Origin of the sequence: Acinetobacter sp. Ver3 (assembly GCF_000632455.1) — a bacterium.
GTDB lineage: Bacteria > Pseudomonadota > Gammaproteobacteria > Pseudomonadales > Moraxellaceae > Acinetobacter.
The window spans coordinates 19,529-29,114 of the sequence record NZ_JFYL01000040.1 but is presented as its reverse complement, the minus strand read 5'-3'; the positions used below and the strand labels follow the sequence as shown (position 1 = coordinate 29,114).

The window sequence follows — 9,586 nt, the reverse complement described above, 5'->3', positions numbered from 1 at the left end:
AAACTCAAATAGCTGTTAATAACTTCTTTGACCAAGCAAAGGCACGCAAACAATACATGCGAATAAGACCCAAGCAAAGTCACAACAGTTGTGCTGGCGACAATAGCAAGAGTGAACCACCTGATCCCTTCCCGAACTCAGAAGTGAAACCTCTTAGCGCTGATGGTAGTGTGGGGTTACCCATGTGAGAGTAAGTCATCGCCAGCTCATTATTCTAAACACCCCCTTCTATTGAAGGGGGTGTTTTTTTATGCGGGATAATAAAGAATTAAAGAATTAAATATAAAGGGAAATGTATTTTAGAACTCACTGATAAAGATTTTTATATAGTGAGGAACTAATAATAAAAGCCTTAATCAAATCTTCATTGATCTGTCAGAGGAATGACACCATCATGCCGTTTAATCATGAGTCCTTAATTAAGTGATACATATGGATTTATGAACAAGACACTTTTAAGCACAGTGCTATTGTCATTTTTAGCCCTTAGCGGTTGTAATGATTCTGATGATAAGATCACCTCAGATCAACAAAATCAAATAAATGAACCTACACTTGTTTCATTTGCAAAGCTTGATGTGGCTACCTATGCCGATGGACCAGATTCAGGACTTTATGTTAAAGGTGCAAACGGTATTTATCCGCCATTTAAAGGTCAGCCAGTTCAAGGATTTTCTGGGGCATTAAAAAATGCTGATGAAACGTATCTTGTAATGTCTGATAATGGATTTGGGGCACAAGATAACTCAGCAGACTATCTATTGCGCCTTTATAATATTTCAGTAGATTTTAGAACTGCTAAGACCAACTCAAATAACGTTAAAGTACTGTCTCATATACAGCTTCGTGATCCGAATAAGTTAGTACCATTCAAAATTGTCAATGAGAGTACGCCAGAACGACTTTTAACAGGTGCTGATTTTGATCCGGAATCTATACAGCGTGATAAAAATGGTGATATCTGGATCGGAGATGAATTCGGTCCATTTTTACTGCATTTTAGTGCTGATGGTGTCTTAAAGAGTGCTCCGATTGCATTGCCTCATCCTGAAAAAGAAGGAGAAGAGCTTCGATCTCCACAAAATCAACTTCATCAAAGTGCGGCTGAAATAGAAAATGCGCTCGTGCAAAGAAGTGGTGGATTTGAAGGTATGGCTATTTCTCCAGATGGTCAATATTTATATCCAATGCTGGAAAAACCATTAAGCAAGAATGCGCAAAGACATTTATTAATTTCAAAATTTGATATTGCTAAAAAAGCATATACAAATGACCATTACTATTTTGAGCTCGACCCTAAAGCAACAGCAATTGGTGATTTCCAGTTATTTAGTCAAAATGAAGGTATTGTAATTGAGCGTGATGATACTGAAAATAATATTGGTGGTTTTAAGAAATTAGTTCGAATACAACTGAATGAACCGAAGCAGTTGGTTAACAAGATAGACTTAGTCAATTTAATGGATATTGCAAATCCAAATTTATTATATGGTACGCCACGTGAGGGCGATATTATGACGGGTGAGCGTTTCGGTTTTCCATTCTTTACCATTGAAGATATTGTGATTGAAGGACCTGATTTAATCACAGTGTTGAATGACAATAATTTTCCGGGTTCGAGTGGACGTAATGCAAAACTTGCAGATGATAATGAAATTATTCAGATTAAATTAGACAAAAAGTTATATTAATTGTTCAAGGCCTCATGGATTTTGATCTATGAGGTTTTTTATTAAATTAAGTGAAAAATATCATAATTAAATAAGTACTTTAATAAATTCGTATTTGAGAGAGATATCATCATTACTCACCAATAAAATGATGGAAACACTGATTTTCATAAGTCAAACTAACTTTGGTCTAATGCGATATTTAGATAAAAAGCCTAATTTTGATTGGATTTTAGACTAACGTTCAATTTTTATTAACACAGAATTATGTGAAATTTACCTCACAGACTTTAAGCACACGATTTTGATGCGTCGCTCACAACAATTAAATTCAAAGTTGGTTGGATCGTGCTTAAAGATTATTGAAATACGATCTCTCACAGGAGGTGAGGAATGTCACAGCAAGCAATGAACGTCAATAAAATTATTGACCATGCTAAATTCACACCATTTCACTTCAATGTTGTCGCTTGGTGTTTACTCATTATCCTGTTTGATGGTTATGACTTAGCAATTAATGGCGTAGTTTTACCATTACTGATGGATGAATGGGGTTTAAGTGCTGTTCAAGCAGGCATGCTCGCAAGTACTGCACTTGCAGGGATGATGTTTGGCGCAATGATTTTTGGTTCTTTAGCAGATAAGATTGGCCGTAAAAAAGTCATTATGATCTGTATTATTTTATTCAGTGGATTAACCTTTGCGGGTGGTTTTGCATCCAATCCAACTGAGTTCGGTATTTTGCGTTTCTTGGCAGGTTTAGGGATTGGTGGTGTTATGCCAAACCTTGTGGCTTTGACCTCAGAATATGCACCTCAAAAAATGCGTAGCACCTTGGTAACCACTATGTTTAGTGGTTATGCGGTAGGTGGTGTGATGGCTGCATTATTAGGTTCATGGTTTACACCAAGTTTTGGGTGGGAAATCATGTTCTTTATCGCAGGTATTCCATTACTTTTACTTCCAATTATTTGGAAATTCTTACCTGAATCTTTAACCTTCATCGTAAAAGAAAATCGTCAGGAAGAAGCTCGTCAAATCGTGGCGAAGATTGAACCTAAAGTACAAGTTGAGAAAGATACAACTTTCGAGCTAGATCAAGTAGATGAGCCTGAATCGGCAACTGTTGTCAGCTTGTTCCGTCGAGGCCGCGCTGTAAATACATTGTTGTTCTGGGTTGCATTCTTTACATGCTTATTAACCATGTACGCACTCAGCAGCTGGTTACCGAAATTGATGATGGCTGCGGGCTACTCAATGGATAATAGCTTAATGTTCATGATGGTCATGAATGTTGGTGCGGTAGTGGGGATCGTTGGTGGTGGTATCTTGGCAGACCGTTACCATTTAAAACCTGTATTGATGTTCTTGGGTTTAATGGGTGCGATTGTGATGAGCTTAATGGGCTTCCAGTCGAATATGCTGTTACTTTACATCTTGGTGTTCTTGGCAGGTGCTGCATCGATTGGTTCACAGATGTTGTTATACAGCTACGTAGCTCAGTACTATCCATTAGCTGTTCGTTCAACAGGGATTGGCTGGTCGTCTGCGATTGGTCGTATGGGAGCAATTGTAGGTCCAATCTTGATTGGCGGGTTACTTGGGATGAACTTACCAGCGCATTTTAACTTTATGGCAGTAGGTTTACCTGTGTTGATTACCGCAATTGCAGTGGCTTTGATTATGAATGAAAGTGAATCTGAAAAGATTGGTTCAAGTCAGCCAAGTATTGCAAAAGCTTAAATAAATGAATGTTTTAAAAGCCTCCGTAAGGGGGCTTTTTATGTTATAAACTACTAATTTTGATAAGATTAATTTTAAAATATGCTCGAAGAAAAAGTAAGTAGTAGAAATATTCCATTACCTATACAAAGAGAAGTTAGACAAAGATGTGGTTTTGGATGCGTTATTTGTGGAATGCCATTGTATGAATATGAGCATATGGAAGAATGGGCTTTAGTTAAGCGTCATATAGCTGAAGAGATAACGCTACTTTGTGATCATCATCATCGTGAGAAAACTAATGGATTATTACCGAAGGAGGTTGTTAGAAAAGCTAATGAAGATCCTTTCAACCTGCGACAAGGAGTATCAAAACCATATCTATTACATTTTTCAGGTGAAGAAGCAATTGTTGAAATAGGGGGTAATACTTTCACTTGTAGTGATAATGGTTATGGCACTGCAATGATTCCACTAAGTGTTGATGGAGTACCTCTAATTGGATTGATATTGGCTGACGGTCATTTTTTATTAAACCTAGTAATTTTTAATGAGTATAATTCTCCAGTACTTCATATTAAAAATAATCAATTAATTTACAAACCATCAGCTTGGGATATCCAATTAATTGGTACTACTCTTACAGTTAGAGAAAACCATCGAAAGATTTTAATCGAAATACAATTCTGTCCCCCTAATAAAGTAATATTCAAAAGGGGTAGATTTCTTCGGAACGGAGTAGAAATTCTAATACGTCCAACAAATATTTTAATCACTAATAACAGTACTCTTATTGCAAACTGTACTGCAAAGAATTGTTTAGGAGGTTTAATAATTGGTCATCATGAAAATCCAATTAGTGGATTTTTTGCTATTGATGGAATCAACAGATATTTAGGCTCAAACAAAGAAGCCTTAAAATTTGAAAAGGAGTCTTTACAGCGAAATGAGTTATAGTATCAGTTAAAGTAATTTAAATTGATTATATTCCTATGAAACTCAATTCATTCTCCCCACTCCCTGACGATGATAGCGAACTTCATCTTCCTGAACTGATCTATTGGGCTTCATTAGGCGAAATCACAGAAGTTGAAACAGCTTTAAACAACGGAGCTGATGTAAACCAAATTGATGATGAAGGTTATAGCGCACTTCAAGCAGCCGCAGAGAATGGGTACTTAGATGTAGTACAACTGCTAGTCGCAAAAGGTGCAAATGTTGCTTACAAGGGGCAATTTACAGCTTTAGAACTTGCTGAAATGGCAGGCGAGCAAGAAATCGTAGATTACTTAAAAAGTCTGTAAAACATGCGAAATAAAACCCCTAAAAAGGGGTTTTAATCGTTTAAGACTGCGTCAATTCTTTATAAATGGCTTCATTAAATGCAGGAATATCATCAGGACAACGTGAAGTAATGAGCGGCCAACCGCCAGTATTACAACGATGCACCTCTTCATCGACCCATTTACCGCCTGCATTTTCTAAATCAATTTTTATTGACTTGTAAGACGTCAGATTTTTATCTTTGATACGTTGCGCATCAATTAACGTCCAAGGCGCATGACAAATAGCTGCGATTGGTTTTTGATGGTCAGCAAAACTTTGAATCAATTTTTGAACCTGTGGATGAATTCGCAAGTTATCCGCATTGACCGTTCCCCCAGGAATAATCAGGATGTCATAGTCGTTTGCATTGACTTCATCAAAGCTTATGTCAGGTTGAACTTGATCTGAAGGCTCTTGATCCCCAACCACAGTCTGAACAGATTTCTTTTCTTCAGCAGCATGATAGGTTTCAATCCCTTTTGATTTTAAAAATGCTAAGGGTTTGATTAATTCATCTTTTTCAACACCAAAATTTGCAGTAATAAATAAAGCTTTTGCCATGTTCACATCCTCAATCTTTAAAATTTTGTATGCAAGCCGTTTGCACTAGGATATTCCGTGTTGTAGGAACAGCATAAGTCGCTTGCACTTTGGAAATTACAGTCAGAGTTGTTGCGTGACACACTTTAAAACTAACAAATGGAATGCATGAAAGTGTTGTGAAAGCGAAAAAGCATGGTGAATAATTGTTTTACAAGCGTGACAACGTGTAGTGTGCTTAAAAATTCTATGTGCAAGAAAAAGAAAAGCCCATCTTCCTGATGGGCTTTTCTTCGTATCGGCTGCTTTTAGGTATAACTCCTGTCGTACCTCACGTCCTGATGCTCAAACTTATTATTGTTGTTTTTTGTTTGGGAAACTTCCTGTTTCCTGATGGTTTAAGAATAGTCCAGTGTCGTTGATATGCATAGCCGACAATGGAAGAGATGATTGTAGGAAAATGCTTACAAAACAATCTAAGTGATTCATTTATCGTTCAATAGATCAATTTAGCGTTTTAAATTTTCACGAATGAATTGATCACTGTATTTTACCAGCTGATCTAATGCAGGTTGCTCCACAGGGTAGTGCCCGCCATTTTGTAAACTCATCACACGATAAGGTACTTTCAACTGTTTCAAAACAGGTTGGCTCAATTTTAAAGGAGTCCATTGATCCTTTTCAGGTTGAGTCAGCAACACAGGTGCTTGATTAAACTGAGTCAAAGGATATGGTTTTTGGTAATGCATATAGCTGTTTAAAAACTCCACGCTCATGCTATTACCTGCAGATGTTTTATCAGCCAACATGATTCTTAAGGCTTCAGGGTCATTGGTGAGTTTTGACATCTTTGAGACCAAGGACATAGGTAAGGTGATTTGCTTCAAAGGGGTATGTGCTACTGCTTTCATACTTGGCAAAAGAACAGGGCTTAGAGCACTAAAACGCATGGTTCCTTTTTGAACGTCTTTAAACTCTTGATCGAGAAAGGTCATTCCGATGATGCCATCGACATGTTGATTCTGCATAGCCACATGTAGGGTGAGCATTCCACCTGCTGAGAGTCCATAAAGGAAAATAGGACGATCATCTTTTTGAGCTTGTTCGTTCACAAAATCATTGACCAATTTCACCCAATGATCATAACGAATTTCTTTTTTTGAAGGGTATTGCGTCAGACCATAACCGGGTAAATCCAATGCGAAGGTTTCATACCCTTTTTGGGCAAGTGGACGCCCAAGGATTAAACTCATCTGACGACCATTTGTACCTACGCCATGTAATAAAATGACTTTGGCTGGCGCTTTAGTATTGGGATAAGCATCGACATGTACACGGTAATCATTCCAACTCCAGTAGTACTCATGTGGTTTGTTTTGGTCGTTGATACGAAATTTCAAAGGGAGTCTTTGTTGTAATTGTTGCCAAGCTGCTTGTTGCTGGTAAGACTGTGGAATTTTAGTTTGAGTCCAAGCCAAATTGGAAATTGATAAAGCCATCATGGTGGCAACGGTTGTGAGTATTATTTTGAGCACGATTAAACGCCTTTCGTTTTTTTAAACACTATAAAAATGAAAAGCAACTTTGTTTATTACCCAAATCATCAGTCGTAAAGGAATTGAGTCAATTGCTAAGCTCAAGTTGCTGAAATTAAATGCATATTATTTTTTGTTTAGATTTGGTTGTATGTTAAATGTACAGAAACAGGTCTTAGGTCATCAGTGATGAATAGAAAATTTAAGCAGTTGTATTTGATTGTTTTTTAATCAAGCAAGTTGAGTTGAATTCATGGTAAAATGATCGGCTTTCATCTTTGATCTAATTTTTGATCTTCCATCTGCCAGCCGAGAATTGCTAGCCATGTCTACTGCTTATACCGCTCAGACTGCGCCAAAAGCGTTGTTTGATTACGACAAATATTGGGCGTCTTGTTTTGAACCCGCGCCTTTTTTGCCGATGTCACGCGAGGAAATGGACCAACTCGGTTGGGATAGTTGTGACTTTATTTTTGTCTGTGGTGATGCTTATATCGATCATCCATCATTTGTAACCGGTATCATTGGCCGTGTGCTTGAAGCGCAAGGTTTCCGTGTTGGTATTATTGCCCAACCAGACTGGACGAATGTTGAAGCATTCCGTGTACTTGGTAAACCAAATATTGCTTGGGGCGTATCGGCAGGTAACATGGACTCTATGATCAACCGTTATACGGCTGACCGTAAGATCCGTTCAGATGATGCTTATTCTCCAGATAACCAACCGAATAAACGTCCTGACCGTGCAGCAACAGTCTATTGTCAACGTTGTCGTGAAGCGTTCCCTGATGTTCCTGTTCTGCTAGGCGGTATCGAAGGCTCATTACGTCGTATTGCGCATTATGACTATTGGTCTGACAAAGTTCGTCGTTCTATTTTAATGGATTCAAAAGCCGATCTATTGATGTATGGTAATGGTGAACGCTCAATCATTGAAGTGATGCACCGTCTAGCCAAAGGCGAAAAAATTACAGACATTACTGATGTTCGTGGTACTGCATTTATTATTAATAAGCATAACCGTGCAGCGAAAGCTAAATTTGTTGAGATCGCATCAAATGATGTCGATACCATAGGCCGTGTTGATCCAATCATCAATCCATATGTGATGACCGAAGATATTGATGGCTGTGAAATTGAGAAAGACAAAGGCAACAGCTTAACGCAGTATCAGAATTTCCAAAAAGAAGTGGTCAGCAATCCGATTGTTCGTGAAGGCGACAATTTGGATGCAGATACTCAAATTGTGCAGTTACAGCCATCATCTAAGGCGATTAAACATAAATTGCCACCACGTGAATTGGCTGTGATTCGTCTACCTTCTTTTGAAGAAGTTGCCAATGATCCAGTGCTTTATGCCCATGCAAACCGTATTTTGCATCTAGAAACCAATCCAGGGAATGCGCGCGCACTCGTGCAGAAGCATGGTGAGCGTGATGTCTGGATCAATCCACCGCCAATTCCATTAACCACAGAAGAAATGGATTATGTGTTCGACTTGCCTTATGCACGTCTACCACATCCATCTTATGGCGATGCGCGTTTCCCAGCGTTTGACATGATCAAGTTCTCTGTGAACATTATGCGTGGTTGTTTCGGTGGTTGTACCTTCTGTTCGATTACGGAGCATGAAGGTCGAATTATTCAAAACCGTTCTGAAGAATCGATCTTACGTGAAGTTGAAAAGATTCGTGATACGGCGCCGGGCTTTACAGGCATTATTTCGGACTTAGGTGGTCCAACAGCCAATATGTATCGTTTGGCATGTAAAGATCCAGAAATTGAAAAGAACTGTCGTAAGCCATCGTGCGTGTTCCCGGGTGTTTGTCAAAACTTGCATACTGATCACGCACCTCTTACGCAGTTATATCGTAAAGCTCGTGCTTTACCGGGTATTAAAAAGATTTTGATTGGTTCGGGTCTACGTTATGACCTTGCAGTATTGAACCCTGAATATGTCAAAGAATTAGTCACTCATCATGTCGGTGGCTACTTAAAAATTGCTCCTGAACATACCGAAAAAGGCCCTCTCAATAAAATGATGAAGCCGGGTATTGGGACGTATGACCGCTTTAAGCAAATGTTTGATCGTTTCAGTAAAGAAGCAGGTAAGGAACAATATCTTATTCCTTACTTTATTGCGGCGCATCCGGGTACAACCGATTATGATATGATGAACCTTGCAATTTGGTTGAAAAAGAATGGTTTCCGTGCTGACCAAGTACAAACCTTCTATCCATCACCAATGGCAACTGCGACCACCATGTACTACACCGGTAAAAATCCGCTTGCGAAAGTGGCACGTTATACTGAAGATGTCGACATTGTAAAAGGTGAAAAACGCCGCCGTTTACATAAAGCTTTCTTACGTTACCATGATCCAAATAACTGGCCTTTACTGCGCGAAGCTTTGAAAGAAATGGGTCGTCAGGACTTAATTGGTAATTCTAAGCAACATTTGATTCCGACGTATCAGCCTCAGGGCACGGATGGTCAATATCAATCTGCACGTAAGAAAAATTCAACTGTTGCAGGTGATTCACAAAAACGTACGGGTCAAACCGCTAATCGTGGTCAATCACAAGGACAAAATAATCGTCCGAAGAAAGGCCAAATCTTGACACAGCACACTGGTTTGCCACCACGTGAGACTGGAGATCGCAAAAAACCTTTTGGCGAGGGGAAACCTAAGGGTAAATCCAAACCCAAGTCTCGTGCATAAATGATAATTTCTTTTAAAAGGACGCTGCGGCGTCCTTTTTTGAACATTTTCTATACAATATTTTCGGTGAT

The 9,586-nt window shown here is 38.7% G+C and carries 7 protein-coding genes and 1 rRNA gene; 6 read left to right on the top strand and 2 right to left on the bottom strand.

Going from position 1 to position 9,586, the window contains the following annotated elements:
• Nucleotides 1-92: 92 nt before the first annotated feature.
• The 5 genes from rrf to CL42_RS10850 all read left to right on the top strand — a co-directional run bounded on the left by rrf (nucleotide 93) and on the right by CL42_RS10850 (nucleotide 4,696).
• A 5S ribosomal RNA gene (gene rrf / locus CL42_RS10870) occupies nucleotides 93-207 on the top strand.
• Between the two features lie 233 nt (nucleotides 208-440).
• Complete coding sequence (locus CL42_RS10865) at nucleotides 441-1,691, top strand: esterase-like activity of phytase family protein (RefSeq protein ID WP_035268143.1); 1,251 nt, start codon at nucleotides 441-443, stop codon at nucleotides 1,689-1,691.
• A 372-nt stretch (nucleotides 1,692-2,063) separates the two neighbouring features.
• Nucleotides 2,064-3,413: an aromatic acid/H+ symport family MFS transporter gene (locus CL42_RS10860; protein WP_035268136.1), complete on the top strand. Its 1,350-nt coding sequence runs from the start codon at nucleotides 2,064-2,066 to the stop codon at nucleotides 3,411-3,413.
• Between the two features lie 81 nt (nucleotides 3,414-3,494).
• The gene (locus CL42_RS10855; protein ID WP_035268135.1) at nucleotides 3,495-4,349 is read left to right on the top strand and encodes a cell division protein; all 855 of its coding nucleotides are present in this window, start codon (nucleotides 3,495-3,497) and stop codon (nucleotides 4,347-4,349) included.
• A gap of 35 nt (nucleotides 4,350-4,384) precedes the next feature.
• On the top strand, nucleotides 4,385-4,696 hold the full coding sequence (locus tag CL42_RS10850; RefSeq protein ID WP_035268134.1) for an ankyrin repeat domain-containing protein: 312 nt from the start codon (nucleotides 4,385-4,387) through the stop codon (nucleotides 4,694-4,696).
• Nucleotides 4,697-4,736: 40 nt separating this feature from the next.
• Here the strand turns inward: CL42_RS10850 and CL42_RS10845 are convergent, their stop codons facing one another.
• Together CL42_RS10845 and CL42_RS10840 are read right to left on the bottom strand one after the other, a co-directional pair.
• On the bottom strand, nucleotides 4,737-5,279 hold the full coding sequence (locus CL42_RS10845) for a type 1 glutamine amidotransferase domain-containing protein (protein ID WP_035268133.1): 543 nt from the start codon (nucleotides 5,277-5,279) through the stop codon (nucleotides 4,737-4,739).
• 488 nt (nucleotides 5,280-5,767) lie between these two features.
• Nucleotides 5,768-6,793, bottom strand: coding sequence for an alpha/beta hydrolase (locus tag CL42_RS10840; RefSeq protein WP_228133264.1), 1,026 nt, complete (start codon nucleotides 6,791-6,793; stop codon nucleotides 5,768-5,770).
• Nucleotides 6,794-7,118: 325 nt separating this feature from the next.
• On the opposite strand from CL42_RS10840, the gene CL42_RS10835 reads away from it, so the two are divergent.
• Nucleotides 7,119-9,515 (top strand): YgiQ family radical SAM protein, encoded by a 2,397-nt coding sequence (locus CL42_RS10835; protein WP_035268131.1) that lies wholly within the window; start codon nucleotides 7,119-7,121, stop codon nucleotides 9,513-9,515.
• The last annotated feature ends 71 nt before the right edge of the window (nucleotides 9,516-9,586 follow it).